The sequence below is a fragment of the Paenarthrobacter aurescens genome, assembly GCF_025421775.1.
Lineage (GTDB): Bacteria > Actinomycetota > Actinomycetes > Actinomycetales > Micrococcaceae > Arthrobacter > Arthrobacter aurescens_B.
Genome location: NZ_JAOEFX010000001.1, coordinates 590,598 through 613,389 on the forward strand (window position 1 = coordinate 590,598; position 22,792 = coordinate 613,389).

Consider the following 22,792-nt stretch of genomic DNA (forward strand, 5'->3'; position numbering starts at 1 on the left):
ATCCATGCTGGGCGTGTGCAAGTGCGGGAATGTACGCATCCTCACCGTTCGGACCGAACTGCATCCCATCCACACGGGTGGCAGCTCCGAATCACTGATGGCGCGGCACACTGTGGCGCGCGGACAACATCAGCTACGTAATGGAGAAGATCCCGTGAACAAGCCAACCAAGAACGCCGCACGCATCGCCGCCGGAACCGTCCTTGCCGCCTCCGCTTTCACCTTTGCTTCTCTCCCTGCACAAGCAGCGACCACAACCGACACCCCGACGGCCGCCAACACAACAGCGGCCGCTTCCGAGGTAAATGTTCTCAACAATTTACTGGCTGGAGGCATCCTGAACGGTGGGATCATCAACGGCCCGCTTATCAACGGTCCGCTCCTGGACGGTGATGTACTGGGTCCACTCCAGATCGGCCAGTTCCAGTAACGGCCGCTTGCCGGCGGCCAGTTCCGCACCTTCGCACCACACGAGCGCCACTCCGTCCCTGACGTGAGCACGCGCAACCATGACGCGGCAGTCCTGATTCCCAGGGCTGCTGCTGCTTTCCCACACTTCCCCACCGCAGAGAAGGATTATGAACTCCCCTATCCCCGCTTCCCCTGACCAGCCCGGCATTCCGGAGGACCAGGCACCAGCCCGGATGGGTTTGACGGCCGCCCAGCGAGGCATCTGGTACGCGCAAAAGTTGGCACACGGCAGCCCGATGTATCAGATTGGGCAGTTCATCGAGATCGCTGGTCCGTTGGACGTGGCCCGGCTGGAGGCCGCTGTGGCCCGGGCGGTTGCGGAGACACCTGCTCTGAACCTTGCGTTCGGCGAAGACGACGACGGTCCCTACCAGTACGCAAAAACGACGGTAGCCGCCGTGCAGTTCACCGACCTCAGCGAGTGCGGGGACGAGTCTGTCCGCGAACGCACCGCACGCGAACTGATGGACGCGGACATGGCACAAGCGCGCAGCGTGGAAGACGGCGGGCTGCTCCACACCGAGGTCATCCGGATCACCGGGACCAGGCACTTCTTCTACCAGCGCGTCCACCACTTGCTGCTCGATGGATACTCCGCTGTGGTGGTCCTGCGCCGCGTCGCCGCAGTTTACGAGGTACTGGGCGCTGCCGAAGATATGGGCTGCGCCGCGGGCCTCGACTTTGCCCCGCTCCAGGAATTGATCGCGGATGACCATAGCTACCTGTCCTCCGACGCGGCGGCCACAGACGCGGCCTACTGGGCAGGGGAACTCGAAGGTAACCCGGTCCCCGCCGGATTGGCGGGCCGCCCCATGGGCATGGCGGACTCGCTGCTACGCTCCGCCCGGAGTCTCTCTCCGGCCGCTGTAGAAGCACTCGAGTCAGCATCCGGCACGGCCCCGGCGTTGATGCTGACTGCTGCGTCCTTGTACCTGCACAGGATGACCGGGGAACAACATGTATCCCTCGCATTGCCAGTAACGGCCCGACGCGGAAGGCTGGCCAAGTCCACGCCCTCAATGCTCTCGAACATCGTCCCGATCAGAGTGGACATCACGCCAGGAGCCACCGTCCAGGAGATGGTGACAACGATGGGAGGAAAACTGCGAGGGGCTCTGATCCACCAGCGCACACGCTTCGAGTCCTTGAGCGGCCAGGGCGGCTATGCGGGTCCGTCGGTCAACATCCTTCCGGTACTCGAAAATATTTCCTTTGGCGAGGCAACCGGAGCCATGCACATTCTCTCCACAGGGCCCATCGATGACTTGTCGATCATCGTCCATGGCCTGGGGCAAGGTCCCAGGGCCGAGGTGACAGTTCAGTTTGCGGCGAACGCCGATCTCTACAGCCAGGCGGGCCTGGACGAACACCTGACGCGTTTCGTCCGTCTGCTGGGCTCGCTTTTGGCCAGTCCTGAAGATCCGACGGCGGCCCTGTCCGTGACTACGACGGCCGAAGAACAGGCGCTGCTCGCCACGGGAGACGCCGAGTCCGTGGACCTGCCGGGCCACACAGTTGTTGAGGAGTTCCAATTAGTGGCAACAGCGGCTCCTGAGCGAACCGCCGTGGTTGCTTCCGACGGTTGCCTGACTTTCGCCGAGGTGGAGCGCCGCTCCAACCAGCTGGCCCGCTTCCTGCGCGCACGTGGGGCCGGGCCGGGAAGCACCGTGGCCGTTCGACTGGACCGCAGCGTCCTGCTTCCCGTTGCCATCCTGGCCATCCTTAAGGCCGGAGCGGCCTACGTTCCACTGGACCCCGACTACCCTGCGGGCCGGGTCCAGGGGATGCTGGAGGATGCTGAACCAATCATCCTGCTCACGCAAGCGGCCTTGGCCGAAGACGGGGATCCAGGCAGGCCGCAGACAAAGGTCCCGGTGACTGCCCTGGATTCCGCAGGGACAACGGCAGCATTGGAAAGCCAGGACCACACGCCCCTGCCTCCCAGCGCTGGACAGCACGATCTTGCCTACGTCATATTCACCTCGGGATCCACGGGCAGACCCAAGGGCGTCGGCGTGGAACATCTGGCACTCCTGAACCTGCTGACCTCCCACCGCGACAGGATTTTTGATCCTGCGGAAAGACGTCTAGGCAGGCCTCTGCGCGTAGCCCACACGGCCGGGCTGTCCTTCGACGCCTCCTGGGATCCCATTCTGTGGCTGCTGGCAGGGCACGAGCTGCACATGGTGGACAACCAGACCCGTCGCGACCCCGAGGCATTGAGCCTGTTCCTGGCGGACGAACTCATCGACTCAATCGAAACAACGCCTTCGTTCGCCAAGGCTCTGCTGGCCGGCGGACTCTTCGACCGGGACGCCCATCCCTCTGTTGTGGCCCTGGGCGGCGAAGCCGTGGACCCGGCAACCTGGCGCGAGTTGGCGGCCCATGATGGCGTAGTGGCCTACAACTTCTATGGCCCCACCGAAACCACGGTTGATTCACTCACCGCGGTGATGGAACCCGGCACGGATGTCACCTTGGGAGGATCCGTAACCAATAGCCGGCACTACATCCTTGACTCGGGCCTCAACCCCGTCCCTGCCAACGCCATTGGAGAACTGTACGTCGCAGGCCCAAACCTGGCACGCGGATACCTGGACCAACCCGGACTGAGCGCCGGGAAATTCGTGGCTGATCCGTTTGTAGGGGACGGCTCACGTATGTACCGCACGGGAGATGTAGTGCGCCGACTGGACGACGGCACGCTGCAGTTCCTTGGCCGCATGGACCAGCAGGTCAAGATCCGGGGCTTCCGGATTGAACTGGCCGAAATCGAGGAAGTCCTGCGCGGCATCCCCGGGGTGGCTCAAGCGGCAGTGACAGTGACAAAGAACAAAGCGGGCTACGACCAACTGCTCGCCTACGTCACCCCCGCTGGCACTGAGCCCGGGCTCGAAGACAGCCGCACGTTCGAGGGCATGACTGCCCCGCAGCCTCTGGACTCATCCGCCATCCGCAAGGAGGCACGCAGGACGCTGCCCGACTACATGGTGCCCGCTGCAGTACTCACCATCGATTCGCTTCCGTTAACCGCCAACGGCAAACTGGATACCCGGGCACTGCCAACGCATGATCCGGAAGCAACAACCACCGAGCCACGCACCCACGCCGAGCGCGTGGTGTCAGAGGCGTTCCGCGAGATCCTGGGCTTGGAAGCCGTGGGACGTGAGGACGACTTCTTCGACCTCGGCGGCCATTCACTCCTGGCTACCCGGCTGGCGGCATTCCTGCGGGACGCAACGGGTTCGGCTCCAGCACTACGAACGATCTTCGAGGAACCTACAGTGGCTGGCCTTGCCGCGGCTTTGGAACACGACGGACCGTCCATTCCTGAATTGATGGCGAAGAAACGGCCCGCAATTATTCCCTTGTCCTTTGCGCAACGCAGGCTCTGGTTCCTGAACCGGCTTGATCACGAGTCCGGCGCTTACAACATCCCGATCGTCCTGACCTTGAAAGGCCATCTGGAGGTGGATGCCTTGGAAGGAGCACTGACCGACGTCGTCTCCCGGCACGAGACCCTGCGCACCATCTTCCCTTGGTCCGAGGGCGAACCCCGCCAGGAAATCCTGTCCCCGGATGCAGCGCTCACAAAACTGTTGGCGGTCCAGTGCGACGCAGGCAATCTGGAGCGCGCACTGCGGGCAGAGACACAGCGTGGCTTTGATATCACCAGCGAACTTCCGGTCCGGACAGTCCTGTTCCAGCTGGCGCCTGACCACCATGTCCTGGCCATCACGCTGCACCATGTTGCCGCGGACGGCTGGTCCCTGGCACCGCTCGCCCGGGACCTCTCCCAGGCATACACTGCGCGGCTTCGCGGAGCAGTTTCAACTGCCTTCAACCTGCCCATCCAGTACGCCGACTACACCCTGTGGCAACGCGAGTCCTTGGGGCAGGAAGATGACCCATCGAGCCCAATTTCGCGTCAGTTGGAATTCTGGGCACGCGAACTCAAGGGGTCTCCGGAGGAGCTGCAGCTGCCCTACGACTTCCCACGCGGAACCCGTGAAGGCGACCTCCCGGCGTCGTCGATTCCATTGGAACTGGACGCCGTGACTTCCTCGGGTTTGAAGGCATTAGCGAAGACGCACAACGCCAGTCTTTTCATGGTGCTGCAGGCCGCCCTGGCGGCACTGCTGACGAAGTCGGGCGCGGGCGAGGACATCCCGCTCGGCACGCCGGTTGCCGGGCGGACGGATACCCAACTGAACGAACTGGTGGGCTTCTTCGTCAACACCTTGGTGCTGCGGACCAATACGTCCGGGAATCCCACAGCCGCTGAGCTGGTGGAGAGCGTCCGCTACACCAACCTGCACGCCTACGGAAATCAGGACGCCCCGTTCGAACGCGTGGTGGAGCAACTCAATCCAACGCGATCACGCCACCGCCACCCGTTGTTCCAAGTGATGCTGACGCTGCAAAACACCCCTGACGCTGTGCTGGCCATGGACGGCGTGGAGGCATCGGCGGACTTGGGAAGGGAGCCGGGCGGTGCGAAGTTCGACCTGCTCCTGGACCTTGCCGAACAAGACGGCGCCGAACGGGACGGCGACATCATCGCCGGAACCCTCGCCTACAATCCGTCCCTGTTCTCACGCAACACGGTGGAGCGGCTGGCGGCCGGTTTCGCACTGGTTGCCGGGCAGTTCGCCACGGACTCCGGCGTGAGCCTGGACCAGCTGCGGATACAGAGCCCAGCCGACCACGCAGCTGTGCTGGCCAGCAGCGTCGCCACCGAGCGGGACGTCCAGTGGACCACCATCCTGGACGCCTTCTCAGAGACGGCCACCCTGCGGGCATCACAGATCGCGGTGGCGGCCGGGACCGGTGTTGCGGGGTCTTCTTGGACCTTCGCCCAGCTTGAGAAGCGGGTACACACCATCGCGAACGGCCTCATGGTTCACGGTGTGCGCCCCGGTGACCGGGTGGCGGTCGCTATCCAGCGATCAGCCGACGTCGTCGCTGCCGCCCTGGCCGTGCTCGCGGCAGGTGCCGTCTACATCCCCATTGACCTCTCCTATCCGAAGCAACGGATCCGGATGATTCTGGAGGACAGCACCCCCGCAGTGGTGATCGTCGACGCCAACGCGACTACCGGCGTCGAACCAGACAAAGCCGTGACCCTGGCTGGCCTCCTTGCACGCGGCGCAGCGGCCGCAGACGGCGACCAGGCGGAACGCGCGCCGAAAGCAGATGACCTTGCCTATGTTTTGTACACCTCGGGTTCCACCGGACGGCCCAAGGGTGTTGCGGTATCGCATGGCGCTTTGGCTAACCTTTACGCGCACCACCACCGCAGCCTCTTTGCCCCTCGCCTCGCGACCGACGCGGATCAGTCCGTGGCCGTGGCGCACATTGCGGGCCTCGGATTTGATGCTGCCTGGGATCCCATGCTCTGGATGGTTGCCGGTGCCGAGTTGCACATGGTGCCTGATGAAAAACGGGGCGACGCCGAAAGCCTTACCGGTTACTGCCTCGACCACGGCATCCACGTTCTGGAGACCACACCGTCGTTTGCCACCCAATTGCTGCAGTACGGCCTGTTGGAGCACCAGCGCGAACAACCGCTGATCCTGATTCTCGGCGGTGAAGCAGTCTCAGGCGCCCTGTGGGAACGCCTGGCCACCGATCCCGGAGTTCGGGCCCTGAATTTCTATGGCCCTACGGAGTTCACCGTTGACTCGGTCATGGCAGATATCGAGGGACGCAGGCCAGTAATTGGGCGGCCGGCCGGCAACACGTCGGCCATGGTGTTGGATGCCTACTTACAGCCTGTTCCGGCGGGAGTCCCCGGGGAACTGTATTTGGCGGGCGCGGGAATGGCGCAAGGATACGACCAGCGCTTTGCCGAGACCGCATCACGTTTCGTGGCGAATCCCTTCAGATCGGACGGATCCCGCATGTACCGTACGGGCGATGTGGTGAGGCGGGACGCCAGCGGCGTGCTGGAGTTCCTCGCCCGGAGTGATGACCAAGTGAAGGTGCGCGGATTCCGGATCGAATTGGGTGAAGTGGAGTCGGCACTGGCCAGCCACCCCCAGGTACGACAGGTCGCTGCGGTTCCGGATGGCAAGCCTGCCCAGAGGATCATCGCCTACGTAGTTGGCGACGTGGACGTAGCGGAACTCAGAACTCGTGCTGCTGAACTACTCCCTGACTACATGGTGCCCGCCGTCTTCATGTCCATCCCGGCGCTGCCCCTAACCTCTCACGGCAAGCTGGACCGCGCAGCCCTGCCGGCACCCGCGGCCGCCGGGGCGGGCAGCGGGAAAGCTCCCGCATCGCCCGAAGAACATGTCATTGCCGGTATTTTCGCTGAGGTTCTTGGGCTGGACAGCGTTGCCATGGACGACGACTTCTTCCTCATGGGAGGTCACTCCCTCTTGGCAATCACCGTCATGGGCAAGATCCGGGAAGCGTTCGGCGCATCGCTTCCGTTGCGGGCGCTGTTCGATCTGCCCACTCCAGCCGCTTTGCTGGCGGCGGTCGCGTCCGAACGGCCGAATGCTTCCACGCACGACGACGGCACGGAAGTCCACGCGAACAACTCACTGCAGGCTGGGGTCACCACACTTTCGGAGTGGATTGCCGCACGCGGTACAGTCCGTTCGGGGCAACCCGTTCTCTCCTTCGCCCAGCAGCGTATGTGGTTCCTTAACCAGCTGGATCCAGGCTCGGCAGACTACAACATCTCCATGGCCGCAGAACTGGAAGGCGAGGTGGATGAGAATGCACTTTCCACCGCCATCGATGCTTTGGTGGTCCGGCACGAAATCCTCAGGACGAGCTACCCTGCACCTGCCGGCACTCCGCACCAGGAGATCCACGCTGCGGCGCAGGCCCGTGGCCTCCTGCGGGTCATCCCGGTGCATTCCGAAGACGAGGAATCCAGGATTCTCGCCCAAGAGGAAGGGCGGGGTTTCGACGTAACCCTCGATCTTCCTCTGCGCGCCGTCCTGCTCCGCCGGTGCTACGCCGATGATCCGGGCTGGGTCCTGCAATTGGTGCTCCATCACATCGCCAGCGACGGCGCGTCGCTGGCGCCACTGGCCCGTGACCTCTCGGAGTCCTATGCAGCCGCCCTCGAAGGAACCGTGAGCAGCCGCGCCCCGCTGACTGTCCAATATGCGGACTTCAGTGCGTGGCAGCAGGAAGAACTCGGCAAAGATGGCAGCCCCGGGCAAAAAATTGATGACTGGCGGGAGGCCCTCTCAGGCATACCCACGGAGCTCAGCCTCCCTGCCGACCAACGCCGTCCCCGGGAAGCACGGCAACCTGCCAAGCAACACACCTTCCAGCTCAGTGCCGAAACCCTCGAATCCCTGAACTCCGTTGCGGCCCGCTCGAACGCGAGCTTGTTCATGACGCTCCACGGCGTACTCGCCGGCTTCCTGCACCGCCTTGGTGCGGGCGATGACGTGGTCATTGGCTCCCCAACGGCCGGACGGACTGATCCGGCGCTGGAAGAGCTGGTGGGCTTCTTCGTCAACACCCTGCCGCTGCGGATCAGTGCTGCCGGCAATCCCTCCCTGCAGGCCATGGTGAACCGTGCCCGGACCAGCGTCCTCGCCGCCTTCGATCATGACGACGTCCCTTTCGAGCGGTTGGTGGAAGTACTGAACCCGGAACGTGAACTGGGCCGGCACCCGTTGTTCCAAACCATGCTCGCCGTGGACAACTCCCCCGCATCCGTTCCGGAACTCCCCGGCGCAGTGGTCCGGCCGCTACCCGGCAACGGCTCAGGGGAAGCCAAGTTCGATCTCTCCTTCACTTTCCGCCCGGGCACCACGGGGCTTTCGGCAACGCTGGAGTACAACGCAGCAATGTTCCAGGAAGAGACCATTGAACGTTTGGTTACCACCTTGGTGCGTTTCGTGGAGCGCGGCGCCTCCAACCCGGATACGCCCATAGCAGAGCTGACGTTGATTGACCCTGAGGAGGCTGCCGCGTTGGAGGCGCTCACAGCGGGACGACGTTCCGCCGTCGGGCATCAAACGGACGCGGCCGACGGCGTCCTGGCCGCCTTCGCAGCTACCGTCATGTCAGTTCCGGACTCTGTGGCGCTGGTAACCGGGCGCGATGAGCAGACGTTTGCGAAGCTGGCCTCTTCGGTGGCAGTCCTGGCCACCGGGCTGGAGCAGCAGGGAGTCGCCGCGGGCGATGTTGTCTCAGTGTTCCTGCCACGGTCCGCGGGAACCATCCAGAGCTTGTTGGGCGTGATTGCCACAGGCGCGGTCTACAACCCGATTGATACCGAGTATCCCGACGACAGGGTGGTGGCGATCCTGGAAGACGCCGCGCCCTCTGTGGTTGTCACCTCCGAGCCGGTCGCTGTACGCATGGCGGCGCTGCTGACCAGGGTGGCAGCCCGGAACCCTGCACGTGAGGTTCCGCGCCTGGTGATGGTGACCGAACTCCTTGGCCACTCACACGGCGACGGGTTGAATTCCGGCCAAGGGCTCGACTCAGCCCGGGAACTGCAGGAACGCCAACCGGCAGGCCGCGACCTTTCCTACGTGATGTTCACCTCGGGTTCCACAGGCAGGCCCAAGGGCGTGGAAGTCAGCCATGGCGCCTTGGGTGCCTTGCTGGAGTCCCATCGGGCGACGCTCTTCGCTGGGCTCGATCCCGCCATCACCGGAGTCCAGCAGAACGTGGCCCACACCACCGGAATCGGCTTCGACGCTTCGTGGGATCCCATTCTCTGGATGATTTCCGGTCATCGGCTCCACCTGGTGGACGACGCCATCCGGCGAGATCCCGCAGCCCTGGCTGGATACCTCGAACACCATCAGATCAGTGCGTGGGAAACAACACCCGGTTACGCGCGGCAGCTTCTTAAGGAACCCGCATTCACCAGGCTGCTGGATGGTGCTGGCCCAGCGCCGGAATCCGGATTCAACCTCGCCTTGGGTGGCGAAGCATTCGACGCCACTCTCTGGGATGAGCTGTCCGGCAAAGAAAACGTGACCGCGTGGAACCTCTACGGCCCCACTGAGTCAGCGGTGGATACCTTGGTGGCCCGCGTTCGGGATCACGCTGCCCCGGTACTGGGAGTGCCAACCTCAGGGACCAGGCTGTATATCCTCGACGCCCTTTTGCGGCCGGCACTTCCGGGGGTTCTCGGCGAGCTGTACATCGCAGGTCGCCAGGTGGCCAACGGTTACCGCGGCCAGCCAGGGCTGACTGCCGAACGCTTCGTTGCGGATCCGTTCAGCTCTGATGGTGAGCGGATGTACCGCACTGGCGACCTCGTGGTGCGGCATGCTGACGGGAGCATCGTCTTCTCTGGACGGAACGACCAGCAAGTCAAGATTCGTGGTTTCCGTGTGGAACCCGGTGAGATCGAGCAGGCGGCGGCTGGCGCCTCGAATGTCAAGGCGGCCGTGGTCAGGGCAGAACCATCCGGTGACAGTATGCGCCTGGTGGCCTGGGTGGTCCCGGAAGACGGGACCGTTGTTGATGCTCCTGACGAGGCAATTGAATTCGCCGAGGGAGTTCGTTCGCACCTTCGCAGTTTGCTGCCGGACTATATGGTGCCTTCGGCTGTGGTTACCATCGCCGAGATTCCATTGACGCAACACGGCAAAGTAGACACTGCGGGGTTGCCGGACGCCGCAAGCGCCCCCCGCACATCCGGCAAAGTACCCCGGACGCCGCGTGAGCAAACCGTGGCTGCGATCTTTGCCGATGTGTTGTCACTGGACAGGGCGGGAGTGGACGAATCATTCTTCGAGTTGGGTGGGCATTCGTTCCTGGCGCAACCGTTGATAGCCAGGATCAATGCAGCGTTGGGTACGTCCCTGCAGGTCCAGTCGCTGTTCCGGTCTCCGACAGTTGAGGGACTGCTTTGGGAGGCTTCCCGCGGCGTTGAGGAAAACGCAGCGGAGACCCTGCGGCAGATACTGCCTTTGCGCACCACCGGAACCAAGGCTCCCCTGTTCGCGGTCCATCCAGCGTCGGGGATAGCGTGGGGATTTGCCTCGATGCTCGGTTCTTTGGATCCCGAGCGGCCCCTGATTGGACTTCAGATGCCGGGGATGGAACCGGGTGCAACCCATCCCGTGACTGCTGTCAGCCTCACGGAACTGGCAGATGCCTACATCGACAGTATCCGCAGCGTTCAGCCCTCCGGCCCCTATCATCTTCTAGGCTGGTCTTTTGGCGGCCACTTGGTCCACCGGTTGGCAACAAGGCTCCAGGAACTTGGTGAAAAGGTTGCGTCCCTGACCATCCTCGATGCGTTTCCCGGAACCGAGGAGAACAACGACGATGTCAACGGTTCCGGTATATGGGCCGCCTACTTGGAGGCGCAGGGCTATGCACTCGACGACGCCGACACCGTGGGACTTGATGCAGTCCGCGCCCAGGAGATCCTGCGCCGGAACCACAATCCACTGGGCACGGCTCCGCTGGATGCCGTGGAAGCCATGGTGGAAAACTTCCCGGTGCTGGCACGTCTGATCCGGGAACAAAAGCCTGCGGTTTTCGACGGCGAACTGTTGCTTTTCCGTGCGACTGCCGACGTTCCTGCTGGAACACCGGGAGCCGAAGCCTGGGAGCCCTTCGTCACCGGGCGCATCGTCGACGTCGAGGTGCCGGACAGGCACTCCCGGATGTTAAGTGACACAGCTCTCGCCACAATCATGCCGGCGTTGGCCATCCAGCTTGGGGGGTGAGTCCGAATGACCTACAACGCCTCGGAACCCGGGGCACTGTTAACGCCGGAACAACCCGAAAGGTCAATCCTCGTGACGAACCCGTTCGATGACACTTCAGCAACCTTCTCCGTCCTGGTGAACGAATACCAGCAACATTCACTGTGGCCCTCATTCGCGCAAACTCCCAAGGGGTGGGTTGCCATGTTCGGCCCGGACAGCCGCGAAGCCTGCTTGGATTATGTGTCGCAGACGTGGACAGACATGGCTCCCCGCAGGGTTGCCGAACTTGCCGCCAGCCAGTGATCCGGGTAGACAATGTCCGCAAATCCTTTGGGGCCTTCAGGGCCCTCGACGGCCTGACGCTCAATGCCGCCGAGGGGACAGTGTTGGGGCTGTTGGGGCCCAACGGCTCCGGCAAGACCACCACGGTCAAGGTCCTCACCACCCTGCTGGCACCGGATTCAGGGGATGCCTGGGTTGCCGGACACTCCGTCCTCAGGGCGCCTGAACTGGTCCGACGCAATCTGGGCCTGTCCGGGCAATACGCCGCCGTGGATGAGAAGCTTACGGCCTTTGAGAACCTCCACATGGTGGGGCGGCTGTACGGCATGAACCGCCGGAATGCCACAGCCCGGGCCCACGAATTGCTAGCCGATTTCCGCCTTACAGACGTGAGCGGAAAGCGGGCCGGGACGTTCTCCGGTGGCATGCGGCGGCGCCTTGACCTTGCCGGGGCTGTGGTAGCCAGGCCAAAAGTGGTGGTGCTGGACGAACCCACCACCGGCCTGGACCCGCGTGGCCGGTTGGACACCTGGGACGTGGTGGCTGGCCTCGTCTCAGAAGGAACCACTGTGCTACTAACCACCCAGTACCTCGAAGAAGCCGACAGGCTGGCAGATCACATCGCCGTCATCAACCATGGCAGTGTGATCGCCGAAGGCACCGCCACCCAGCTCAAGGACCGCGCCGGCTCCGAACGTGTGGACATCACCGTGCGTGATGGATCCGATCTGCAAGCTGCCGCCTCGGTGTTGGCGGTGGCCACCCCAGGGTTGGCAACCCCAGAAGTGGACCCGGCCGCGCTCAGGGTTTCGGTAGCCGCTCCAGGAGGCCACAGCGTGCTGGTCCGGGTGTTGGCTGAACTGGATGCTCGATCCGTGCCAGTCACCGAAGCATCCCTGCGTCGCCCCACCCTGGATGACGTCTTCCTCCAGCTCACCGGAGGCAGCGCGCTGGCCGAAAACCGAAAGATCGACAGCAAAGAAGGGGTACCCGCATGAGCGTCATCACCGCTGCTGTCAGGGACAGCTCCGTCATTGCCCACCGCAACCTGCTCAACGTTCTCCGCACCCCTGGCGCACTGGTCACAGGAATCGTGCAGCCGGTCATGTTCGTCCTTCTTCTGGGCTTCGTCTTCGGTGGGTCGTTGGGTGGCGACCAATACCGCAGCTTCCTCATTGGAGGCATCCTGGCCCAGACCCTCACGTTCAATGCCTCGTTTACGGCGGTGTATTTGGCCAAAGACCTGCAATTGGGGCTGATCGATCGGTTCCGGTCCCTGCCCATGTCACGCGTGGCTGTCATTCTGGGGCGCACCACCTCGGATCTTTACACCAGTGTCATCTCCGTAGCGGTGACCCTGCTCTGCGGCTTGGCAGTTGGCTGGCGGATGAACACCGGAGCTCTTGAGTTGCTGGCAGCACTGGGCATTTTGCTGCTGTTCGCCTTCGCAGTGTCCTGGATCGGGGCACTGATCGCGCTGACGGCCCGCAGCGTGGAGGTAGCGCAGAGCCTTGGTCTGGTGTGGCTGTTCCCGGTCACCTTCGTGTCAGGTGCCTTCGTCTCCACGGCTTCCCTCCCGGGTCCCCTGCGGACCATCGCCGAGTGGAACCCCGTGACCTCGGTCGCCACCGCCGTGCGTGAGCTCTTCGGAAACAACGCGCCGTCCGGTTTTATTGCGCCCGGCGGATGGCCGGCCGACAATGCCCTGTTGTACGCCGTCATGTGCAGCCTTGTGATCATCGCAGTGTTCGCGCCGCTGGCCATCGCAAAGTACCGCCGCATCAGCAAGCTGTGACCACCCAGGCCAGGACCCTTGGCGTCGGATATTTGATCCTGCCAACCGCCGTCGTCCAAGCGGCGTGTTCCGGCGTCGGCGGCTTGGATCGCTTCCTGTCCCAGGACGAGAAGGCGACCCGACGACGGTACCGAAACGTGGCGGATAGCCAGGACTATGCGGCCTCACATGTCCTCCTCCGACTTCTGGCCGCGCACCAGTTGGGGCTGGACCCGCTGGCTGCCCCGGCGTTGAACATCACACGGCGGTGCCCGGGCTGTGGAAGCGCCGACCACGGGCGGACGATCCTGCCCGAAATGTCGCTGAGCCTGTCCCGGAGCCACGGTATGGTGATGGCGGCAGTCGGACCGGCCTCAGCCAGCGTCGGCGCAGATGTTGAACGCGTCCCGTCAGGGCTCTTCGACGGCTTTGACAACTATGTTCTTGAGCCCCGGGCGACGGCCGTCATGGACGAGGCTGACGTGCCGTCAAGGATGCGTCAGTGGGTTGCCAAAGAAGCAGTCCTTAAAGCCGCTGGGCTGGGCCTCAGCGTCCCGCCGTCCGCCGTCTCGCTGGTTTCAGGCGAGGACCGATCCGACGCTCATCGCGCCGTTTGTCCGATTCAACCGCTGGTGCACGGACTCGATGTATACCCCGTTCCCGTCACATCAACATACGTGGCTGCTGTTTCGGCCAGGGGATGTGGCCTGCCCGGGGTCCGGGGCGTGAGTGAGGTTCTTCCTCCACCACCGGACCTAAGGCGCCTTTCAAGGCCCCTTCCGTGAAGAGATTCCACCCCCTGTCCGAGGACTAAGGGTGTTCAATCCAGCAGGCCAGGATCGTGGTGGAGAGTTGGTAGGCCAAGGCGTTCCGGGTGATGTTTTCCGGCCCGATGGTGGCGGGCATGGCTGAGGCGTCCACGTGCAGGACGAAGCTGTCCTTTTGGAAGACGGCCGAACCGTCGACGGTCTCGTAGGCGGGGAAGCCTAGATTTGCGAGGCCCTCAATGGGCTTGGCATCTTTTGCCAAGGCCTGTTCCACAGTGAAGTGTTCCAGGGCGGCCTTCTGGTCCTCTCCTTCCTTGACCGAGATTTTCAGGGCGCCTCCATCTAAGAGGTACGTGCAGGTGAAGGTGTTGTCGGCCCAGCTGGTCGCGGTGTTGGGCTTGGAGTCCAGTTTCAGGATGGAAACGAGCCGGTCCATTGGTTGGTCTCCGCAGACCATTAGGGATGCCTCGCTAGGGCTGTCAGCAGCCGCGGTTCCCTTTTCGGGGGTGCTTTGACCATGTCCGTTAGCGTGGCCGGCTTCGCTCGTGGGGGACGGCACAGTGCCGGCGCTTGGAATACCTTGGCTTTCGGGTCCAGCATTTGCTGCACAGCCGGAGAGCAGCAGGAAGGTCAGGGCCAGTCCTGCCAAGGGTTGGCGTTTGTTCATGTCGTGTCCATCCTTCAACTGTCCCCTTGAGGGCGTTGTCCGTGGTTAGACGGTGAGTTTCGCGTAAACGACGTAGTTGTCGTCGAATTCTCCGGTGGCGGAGTTGTAACCGTCGCACGTGATCAGGCGCAGCTCGGATCCGGCAGTGTTGCCGTAGACCTCGAACGTTGGGAAATTGCTTTTGCTGTAGCGGGCGGCGCGGTAAACGGTGAAGAGGGCTGTGCTGGAGTCGCTCCTGATCACGCTGATCTGCTCGCCGTCCCGGAGTTTTTGAAGGTCTGCGAAGACACCCTTGTTTCCGCCGAGTGCGTTGACGTGTCCAAGCATTACCGCCGGCCCCGTTTCTCCTGGTGCTGGGGAACCGTCGTACCAGCTTGCAGGTGCTCCCTGGCCGGTGTCTTGGGGCACCTTGAGCGATCCGTTCTCCTCCAAACCCAGGTGCAACAGTTCGGTTCTGACACCGATCGAGGGAATGGTCAGGGTGACGGGTGCGGACGCCGGCAGCATGGCCGGGAGGGGCTCCTCCGGATGGGTAGGCGCCGCGGCCGCAGGTGGTGGCATTGGCACGGTCGAAGGTGCAGGCGTTGCTGCCGTGGTTGGCGGACTGCTCGTCGTGGGAGGGGCTTCACCAGGGTTTCCCGCGGCGCAGCCGGTAAGGAACAGAAGTCCACCCACCACGGCCGCAAGGAGCCGTCCGCGGTAGGTGGATTTCGTGGTTGTCACTGTGCTGATCCGCTCCGTTTATGCTTTGGCTTCGGATCCAGTGTTCCGGCGGCGGCGCACCACATAGGCACCACCGGCAAGTGCCACCAATGCCAGTCCCCCGCCCAGAGCGATGGTTCCTGCGTCGTTACTTGCTTCCTGTGTGATGCCGGTAGCAGCGCCACCCGCCGGCATCTTCATCTGCCCTGCCTTCAACGTTCCACACAGGGCCGGCGATGTTGCTGCCAGCGGAAGCGTGGGGGCAAGATCGGACTTGGCTGCCTGTCCGGCTGCGCTGAGCGTAGCGGGGTCAAGGCCGTGAACCACCACCACGGCAGTACCGGCTTCCAGGGCTGCCTTCGTCTCGGCGTTCAGCTCGAACGTGCGGTCAACGGTGTAGGCCGCACCCTGCCCGCCTACCTTCAAATCCAAGCCCGCTGCCGGGCTTGTGTCACCGCTGGTGGAGAGGGTAGTGACAATTCCACCGTAGGAGGGGGCGCCCTCGGTAGTGGAGATGACCTGATCGCCGTCTTTGTCAGCCGACGGATCCGGGCATACGCCCAAGGCACCACCGTGAATGTGCTGAACGTGCGGGTACGGGGCGTCCATGAAGGTCGCCGGCATGCCTGAAACGTTCAGGACAACGTGGGCTTGGTTGCCAGTGACATCGACTGTGATGTTGGCGGCGCCTGCGCTGCCATTAATCTGGCCGAGGGTTGCCTGGTAGGAATTGTCAGCAGCCATCGCCGGAGAACCGAAAAGGGCAAGCGCGCCCACAGCAAGGGTTGGTACTGCCATATAGCGGAGTGTCTTATTCATTGAAAAAATCTCCTCATACACACGAGTGTGATGTTGGCACCCCAAGGGTTGGGGTCACAGGACATTCGAGACTGCTCGCCGAAAGGATGGGTCTGCGTGTGATTCAGAACACGCCCCGCGGGTTCAGTAGGGTGGAGAGGACCCCAAAGTGAGGACCACTTTCATGCACACCACCGCCAATAAGACCACCGTGGATCGGCACTACGACTTGGTCGTCATCGGCACCGGGTCCGGAAATTCCATTCCAGGACCCGAATTCGAAGACCGGTCGATCGCGATCATCGAGAAGGCGTCGTTCGGCGGCACCTGCTTGAACGCCGGCTGCATCCCGTCAAAGATGTACGTGCACACCGCTGACACCGCGCTGGACATCGGTGATTCCGGACGGCTGGGCCTCCACGCGGAGGTCACCTCCATCGACTGGCCTGGCATGGTTGACCGCATCTTTGGGAAGCGCGTCGATGCCATTTCCGCCGCCGGTGAGGAATACCGCCGCGGCCCAGAGAGCCCGAACGTCGACGTCTACGACCAGCACGCCGTCTTTGTCGGAGAACGTACCTTGCGCACGGGCCAAGGGGCTCAACAGAAAATCATCTCCGGTGACAAAATCGTCATCGCCGCAGGCTCCCGGCCATTGATCCCCAAGGCCATCGCCGCCTCGGGCGTGAGGTACCACACCAACGAGGACATCATGCGGCTCCCGCAGCTCCCCACATCGCTGGTCATCATCGGGGGTGGATCCATCGCCATGGAGTTCGCCCACGTCTTCGACGCCCTCGGCACGGACGTTACCATCATCGCCCGATCCACGCTCCTACGGAACCTCGATGACGACCTGCACGTCCGCTTCAATGACTTGGCCGCCGAGCGCTTCGACATCCGGTCCGGCAGGACCACCGTCGGCGCCGATCAGACCGGGGAAGGCATAACTGTCAGGCTCGACGACGGCTCCTCCGCCACCGGGGAGGTACTGTTGGTGGCCACCGGGCGCATCCCAAACGGGGACCTATTGGACCTGCCCGCGGGTGGGATCGACACAATAGGAGCCGGGCGCATCAAGGTGGATGAGTACGGCCGGTCAACCTCCGCCGCAGGTGTCTGGGCCCTCGGCGACGTCTCCTCTCCCTACATGCTCAAACATGTGGCCAACGCCGAGATGCGCGCCGTGCGCCACAACCTGCTGAACCCGGAGAACCTGCAGAAAATGCCGCACGATCACGTCCCTGCCGCCACGTTCACCAACCCCCAGATCGCCACCGTCGGCATGACCGAATCCCAGGCCCGCGACCACGGCCACAAGGTCACAGTCAAGGTCCAGGACTACGGGGACGTCGCCTATGGCTGGGCGCTGGAGGACACCACCGGCATCTGCAAACTCATTGCCGACCAAGACACCGGAAAACTCCTCGGCGCCCACTACATGGGCCCCCAAGCATCAACCCTGATCCAGCAAATGATCACCGTCCTGGCCTTCGACCTCGACGTTCGCGAGTTTGCCGCCAAGCAGTACTGGATCCACCCGGCACTCCCTGAAGTCACAGAAAACGCCCTGCTTGGCCTCACGTTCAACTAATCGGGCCACGCAAACACCAGTTCCGCGCTTGCCCGGCGTGAACCACTGAGGACCACTGCCCGCACACCTCGATCACCTCCAGACCGATCACGTCGTAGTAGACACGCCCACCAGTGACTTCCTGTGAGTAAGACATCCGACGCCCGCCCTGATCCCGCCAGAAAGCAAACTGAGGTGTGGACAACGTGCACCCCCTTTTCGTCTGTCTTTGCAGCCGCTAACTCCGGATTCCTCCCGCCAAGAACCCCGGACGTCCGGTGGTTTCGACGCCCCGAAGTCATGTTGTAGTTGCCGCCCTACCCATGAAGCGGCGCAGGCCAACCACGACATACCGGACGTACCAGGAGAGAAACGCATAAGCCCAGTTCAGAGCATGCGGACGGTCACAGCCACGACCCTGAACCCGCTCCCCCACAACCCACCAGGCGACCCGCGGTGCCAGGCACACCCGCGGCCAGTGTCAGAGGGACCTGACCGAACAGAATGTACACACGTTAAGCAAAACCCCCCCTGGCGAGAGGGCATGCCGTGCACAAGGTCGGACTCGACGCGTCCCTGCGCACTCATACTCTGCCCCGGAAATCGGCGCTGCCGCGTCTGCAGATTGCCTGCAGGATTGCGCCTCTCGGTCTGCGTGAATTCTCAGGTCAGGATGAGGCACCGGCATCCAAGGCACGACTCGCGCCGGCCGGTAGAACAAACCAAAACCCGACGGCTCTCTACCCGCCAGAACAATGAATAACTCGACACGGTGGGAGCACCTCCTTCATCAAGTACATGGCCGAGACGGCACCGAAGAATCTGGCCAAGCCCTTCCCGCCAGCCCTACGACCGAACGTCCTTTATCGGCGTTGAAACTACGGGAATGGAAGTAGCTGGGTAAGCTCCCGTTCGCCGAGAGAAACGACGTTTCCGCGCGGGTCAGGCGCACTAACCCGATTGCGGTTGCTGAAGATCAGGCGCCTGCCTCACGTGCGGGAGCAGTTAGCCCACGCAGTCCGTGCCCATACGTGTACAGAGGATCCCGGGTACCACCAGGTTCATCGCTGTGGGCCTCAAGGACCGCAGCAGTTGAGCGGGGCAGTTCAAACGGCAGGCGTCCTTCGGGGGTCACCTCTCCAGTCAGCACCCGCACGAGGGCTTGATCGGAGACTCCGAACGTGGCCAAGATTGCCGAACACTGCGGTTCCAATGGAGTGAGGATCGCCGGACGGTCGAGGTTGACCACGAGAACCACAGGTACCTTCGCGGCGATCCCCGCGATGTGAGCAACTATGGCCGGAGCAAACTCGAGGCTTCCGGCATGGAACATCGCTTCAAGGAATAGTTCATTGCGTGGCTCGTACGGGGCGTCGAGACGGACGATCGCGACGTCGGCATCGTCCAAAGTAGCTGCGATGACAGCACAATCAGCGAGGGCGTCAGGGGATATACCTTCCACGTAGACCCGCATGGAGGAGTTCAACGGCAGGAGTCCCGTTGCACCTTTAAGGGCCACCACGGAGCGGCTTTGTGCTTTGAGGCCCTCCTCCCGGAATTCAGGGTTGCCTACAATGGCCACCGCCGCTTCCTCGTCCACGTAGCGGTTCTCGAAGAGCCCGAGCTCGAATTTGACCTTCAGCAACCGTCGCACTGATTCGTCGATGCGCTGGACCGGGATGCGGCCCGACTTCACCAGGGCCACGAGGATTTCGGGGCAGGCTTCTCCCCCGAACTGGTCGCAGCCGGCTTCAATGGCCTTGACCATGCGGTCTTCAACGGAGAGGTGCTCTACGCCCCAGGCCCTGGCGGGCAAGTTCATGCCGAACACGTCCGAGTCGTGAAGGAGTCCCCAGTCTGTGCACACCACACCGTCGTAGCCGAGTTCCCCGCGCAGCAGTCCGGTGATGATTTGTCGGTTGAACCCGAACCCTACTTCCTCGATGGCCTCACCGTTGCGGTGTAGTTCCACGGGCATTCCGTAGTAGGGCATGATGGCGCTGGTTCCGGCGCTGATGGCATGACGGAATGGCAGCAAGTGGTCCTCGAACTTGCCACCCGGATAGACCTGCTCGCGCCCATAGGGGAAGTGGGGGTCTTCCCCGTCCTTCTGCGGTCCGCCTCCAGGGAAATGCTTTGTCATGCACGCAACACTATGATTGCCTAGAGAACCGCCCTGGAATCCCTCGAGGTAAGCCGCGGCCAGCTGCCCTGTGAGCTCGGGATCCTGTCCGAAGCCGCTGTACTGCCTGGCCCACCGCGGTTCAGTGGCGAGGTCCACGGTGGGGTGCAGGGCTGCCCGCAGTCCAACGGCGAGGTACTCCTGGCGTGCCGTGTCAGCGAAGCGCCGAACCGTTTCGGGATCCCGGAGTGCGGCCATGCCAATGGGCTCGGGCCACGCCGAGAAGAAGCCGGCGGCGAAGGACGCGCCCTGGTTCTCGGCGAAGGCATGCCGGGGATCCGTGGAGACTGTGATGGGAATACCCAGTCTCGTCCGGGATGCCAGCTCCTGAATGGCGTTATGCCAGCGGGCCGCCGTCCGCGCATCCGGCAGTTGGTGGACGTTGAAGTGGCTCATGAAGCCCTCGGCAATCAAGCCTTGGGTTCCGGAGTCTACGTCCGCTCCACCGAAAGTGATGGCGTGGAACATCTGCCCGGCTTTTTCTTCCAGGGTCATGCGCCCAAGCAGGTCTTCTACCCGCTGGTTCACCGCTAGGGCTGAGTCCAAGTAGGCGGCTTGCGTGGCTGTGTCGCTCACTTGCCTTCTCCTGTCATTACCAGCCCGGAGGTACGGAACGTATGCGTGCCTGAGCCTACTTCCTGCGGGGGCATCGCCGGCACGTCAATTTCGGCAGCTACGCCATCGGGCACCGTAAGCGTGAATTCGTACTCTCCCCCGTCTTGGAGATGCCACTCGCTGGCCACGGTTCCGTGCGGCGTCACCATGCTGGTCTTGGCCCAGTCGATTCCGTGGCCGGGCTTGGGTGCATAGAGAACCTTGGCATAGCCGGGCTCAAGTGGCCTGATGCCGCCCACCACCTTGTGCAGCCAATCCGCTACGGCGCCCAGCGCATAGTGGTTGAAGCTGGTCATCTCACCTTGGTTGATGGTTCCGTCGGGCAGCATCGAGTCCCAACGCTCCCAGACAGTGGTTGCCCCCATGGTCACCGGGTAGAGCCAGGAAGGGCATTGCTCCTCCAGCAGGAGGCGATACGCATCCTCGAGGTGTCCCGATTCGGAAAGCGCCCACGTGATGAAGGGAGTTCCGGCGAAACCGGTGGACACCCGATACCCGTTGCGGGAGACAAGTTCAGCGAGGCGGTTCCCTGCGAACGTTCGTTCCTCGTCGCCGTCGAGCACGTCAAAAGCAATCGCGAGGGCGTAAACGGTGGTGCAGCCGCTGAGGATGGTACCGTCCGGGCCAACGTAATGAGTATTGAAGGCGGCGCGAACCCGGGCGGCGAGGTCATTGAAGTGCTTGGCTTCCGCAGTGTGGCCCAGAATTGACGCGGTGTCCGCTGTGATCCGGGCGGTGCGGTAGAGGCAGGCCGTGGCGACCACGCCCTTGTCCGCTTTGGAGTTCCACGGCTGATCCGGCGCCGCGTCCGGGTCCAGCCAGTCGCCGAACTGGAAGCCCTGGTCCCACAGGCCAGTCTCGGAGAGCAACCCCTCCACCCGTCGGGTGTGCGCGGCCATGGAGTCGTATTGCCGGCGAAGCACTTCCTTGTCACCATAGGCTTCCCATAGTGCCCAGGGAACCCAAACAGCGGCTTCACTCCACAGCGCCGTGGATTCAGGTGCCGGGAATTCTTTGGGATGTTCCTCATATTTGAGGATGTCCGGCACGGTAAACGGGACCATCCCGTCGGCGGCTTCCTGCTCGGCCGCGAGGTCCAGGAGCCAGTCCTGCAGGAAGTCCTTGACGTCGTACAGGTAAGCGGCCGTCGGCGCGAACACTGCGATGTCTCCAGTCCAGCCGAGCCGTTCGTTACGTTGCGGGCAGTCCGTGGGCAGGTCCAGGAAGTTGCCCTTCAAGCCCCAGACAATGTTCCGGTGCAGCTGGTTCACCAGTGGATTGGAGCACTCGAACGTGCCCGTCCGCTTCAGGTCGGTATGTACGACGACGGCCTCCACAGCATCCACTGTCAACTCACCTGGCCAGCCACTCACCTCGGCATAGCGGAAGCCGTGGAAGGTGAACGTCGGCTCAAAGAAGTCCTGCCCACCGGAAAGAATGAGGCTGTCCGTGGCTTGCGCCGTACGCAGTGGACGGACGCCGAGTTCACCGCCCTCGAGGACTTCGGCGTGACGCACTGTAATGGCGTCACCGCGGTTGCCCTGCACCGTAAACCGGAGCCATCCAACCAGGTTCTGTCCAAAGTCCACGAGTGTTTTGCCGCTGGGGGAAGTGAAAATATCCACTGGCTTGAGGACTTCGTTCCGGACTACAGGCGGGCTGATCGGCTCTGCCAGGCGAGCGGTGTCGAACTCCAGGGCGTGGACCCCTGCCCAGGATTTCGCGTCAAAACCGGGCTTGGTCCAAGTGTCCGCGGTGAGCCTGGCGTCGATGGTTTGCCCGTCGTAGAGGTCATTGGCGAGGGTTGCCGAGGGTCCGGACTGCCAGGACGTGTCAGTGCTGATGGTCTGGATGAAGCCATCGGCGTACGCGATGTCCAGCTGGCCGAAGAAGCCCAGCTCCGATCCGTAGAACGCTGAGTTGCCGTTCCAGGACAAATTGCCCCGGTACCAGCCGTTGCCAAGGGCGGCGCCGATGACATTGACGGGTTCCAACAGATCGGTGACATCGTAGCTGCGGTAGCGAAGCCGCCACTCGTAGGAGCTCCAGCCCGGGCTCAAGACATCTCCGCCCACCGGACGGCCGTTGATGGAGGCCTCGAAAACGCCGAAGGACGTGGCGCGAAGGATCGCCTTGACCGGTAAGCCGTGGCCGTCTGCCAAGGCGAATTCCTTCCGCAGCAGCGGTGCTCCATTGAAGTCCTCGTTGGGCGCTATCATCGTCGCGGACCAAGGGCGTAGTGCTGTCATGAGCTTCTTTCTCTAATGCGTGAGGAGTAGGTGGCCGGCAAAACCGGC

Annotated in this window: 12 protein-coding genes; 7 read left to right on the top strand and 5 right to left on the bottom strand. The window is 63.0% G+C overall.

Features of this window, described 5'->3' with window-relative positions; genetic code table 11:
- Nucleotides 1-154 precede the first annotated feature (154 nt).
- The 6 genes from N7568_RS02795 to N7568_RS25910 all read left to right on the top strand — a co-directional run bounded on the left by N7568_RS02795 (nucleotide 155) and on the right by N7568_RS25910 (nucleotide 13,976).
- Nucleotides 155-430 carry a hypothetical protein gene (locus N7568_RS02795; protein ID WP_261608380.1) on the top strand — a complete coding sequence of 92 codons (276 nt, stop codon included), beginning with the start codon at nucleotides 155-157 and terminating at the stop codon, nucleotides 428-430.
- 148 nt (nucleotides 431-578) lie between these two features.
- Entirely contained in the window at nucleotides 579-11,153 is a 10,575-nt protein-coding gene (locus N7568_RS02800) for a non-ribosomal peptide synthetase (protein ID WP_261608381.1), read from the top strand.
- A 6-nt stretch (nucleotides 11,154-11,159) separates the two neighbouring features.
- The gene (locus N7568_RS02805) at nucleotides 11,160-11,438 is read left to right on the top strand and encodes an MbtH family protein (protein ID WP_181151811.1); all 279 of its coding nucleotides are present in this window, start codon (nucleotides 11,160-11,162) and stop codon (nucleotides 11,436-11,438) included.
- Nucleotides 11,435-12,415: an ATP-binding cassette domain-containing protein gene (locus N7568_RS02810; RefSeq protein WP_261608382.1), complete on the top strand. Its 981-nt coding sequence runs from the start codon at nucleotides 11,435-11,437 to the stop codon at nucleotides 12,413-12,415. The genes N7568_RS02805 and N7568_RS02810 overlap by 4 nt, the downstream gene beginning before the upstream one ends.
- A complete protein-coding gene (locus N7568_RS02815; protein WP_105691368.1) occupies nucleotides 12,412-13,212 on the top strand; it encodes an ABC transporter permease in 801 nt (266 codons plus the stop codon). The genes N7568_RS02810 and N7568_RS02815 overlap by 4 nt, the downstream gene beginning before the upstream one ends.
- The gene (locus N7568_RS25910; RefSeq protein WP_261608383.1) at nucleotides 13,209-13,976 is read left to right on the top strand and encodes a 4'-phosphopantetheinyl transferase family protein; all 768 of its coding nucleotides are present in this window, start codon (nucleotides 13,209-13,211) and stop codon (nucleotides 13,974-13,976) included. Before N7568_RS02815 ends, N7568_RS25910 begins: the two co-directional genes overlap by 4 nt.
- Nucleotides 13,977-14,001: 25 nt before the next feature.
- On the opposite strand, the gene N7568_RS02825 is transcribed toward N7568_RS25910, so the two are convergent.
- From N7568_RS02825 to N7568_RS02835, 3 genes are read right to left on the bottom strand one after another with little or no spacing between them, the layout of a single operon-like run.
- Nucleotides 14,002-14,625 carry a hypothetical protein gene (locus N7568_RS02825; RefSeq protein WP_261608384.1) on the bottom strand — a complete coding sequence of 208 codons (624 nt, stop codon included), beginning with the start codon at nucleotides 14,623-14,625 and terminating at the stop codon, nucleotides 14,002-14,004.
- A gap of 45 nt (nucleotides 14,626-14,670) precedes the next feature.
- A complete protein-coding gene (locus tag N7568_RS02830) occupies nucleotides 14,671-15,348 on the bottom strand; it encodes a sortase domain-containing protein (protein WP_261608385.1) in 678 nt (225 codons plus the stop codon).
- Nucleotides 15,349-15,366: 18 nt separating this feature from the next.
- Nucleotides 15,367-16,146: a CHRD domain-containing protein gene (locus N7568_RS02835; RefSeq protein ID WP_261608386.1), complete on the bottom strand. Its 780-nt coding sequence runs from the start codon at nucleotides 16,144-16,146 to the stop codon at nucleotides 15,367-15,369.
- Nucleotides 16,147-16,309: 163 nt separating this feature from the next.
- On the opposite strand from N7568_RS02835, the gene mtr reads away from it, so the two are divergent.
- Nucleotides 16,310-17,719 (top strand): mycothione reductase, encoded by a 1,410-nt coding sequence (gene mtr / locus N7568_RS02840; protein WP_261608495.1) that lies wholly within the window; start codon nucleotides 16,310-16,312, stop codon nucleotides 17,717-17,719.
- Between the two features lie 955 nt (nucleotides 17,720-18,674).
- On the opposite strand, the gene N7568_RS02845 is transcribed toward mtr, so the two are convergent.
- Nucleotides 18,675-20,456: a glycoside hydrolase family 3 protein gene (locus N7568_RS02845; RefSeq protein ID WP_261608387.1), complete on the bottom strand. Its 1,782-nt coding sequence runs from the start codon at nucleotides 20,454-20,456 to the stop codon at nucleotides 18,675-18,677.
- Nucleotides 20,453-22,744 (bottom strand): alpha-L-rhamnosidase, encoded by a 2,292-nt coding sequence (locus N7568_RS02850; protein ID WP_261608388.1) that lies wholly within the window; start codon nucleotides 22,742-22,744, stop codon nucleotides 20,453-20,455. The genes N7568_RS02845 and N7568_RS02850 overlap by 4 nt, the downstream gene beginning before the upstream one ends.
- Between the last annotated feature and the right edge of the window lie 48 nt (nucleotides 22,745-22,792).

Bases quoted from the DNA above. Each gene is read 5' to 3' on its own strand.
- N7568_RS02800 (WP_261608381.1), top strand. From the start codon at position 579: ATGAACTCCCCTATCCCCGCTTCCCCTGACCAGCCCGGCATTCCGGAG.
- N7568_RS02805 (WP_181151811.1), top strand. From the start codon at position 11,160: ATGACCTACAACGCCTCGGAACCCGGGGCACTGTTAACGCCGGAACAA.
- N7568_RS02815 (WP_105691368.1), top strand. From the start codon at position 12,412: ATGAGCGTCATCACCGCTGCTGTCAGGGACAGCTCCGTCATTGCCCAC.
- N7568_RS02825 (WP_261608384.1), bottom strand. From the start codon at position 14,625: ATGAACAAACGCCAACCCTTGGCAGGACTGGCCCTGACCTTCCTGCTG.
- N7568_RS02835 (WP_261608386.1), bottom strand. From the start codon at position 16,146: ATGAATAAGACACTCCGCTATATGGCAGTACCAACCCTTGCTGTGGGC.
- mtr (WP_261608495.1), top strand. From the start codon at position 16,310: ATGCACACCACCGCCAATAAGACCACCGTGGATCGGCACTACGACTTG.
- N7568_RS02850 (WP_261608388.1), bottom strand. From the start codon at position 22,744: ATGACAGCACTACGCCCTTGGTCCGCGACGATGATAGCGCCCAACGAG.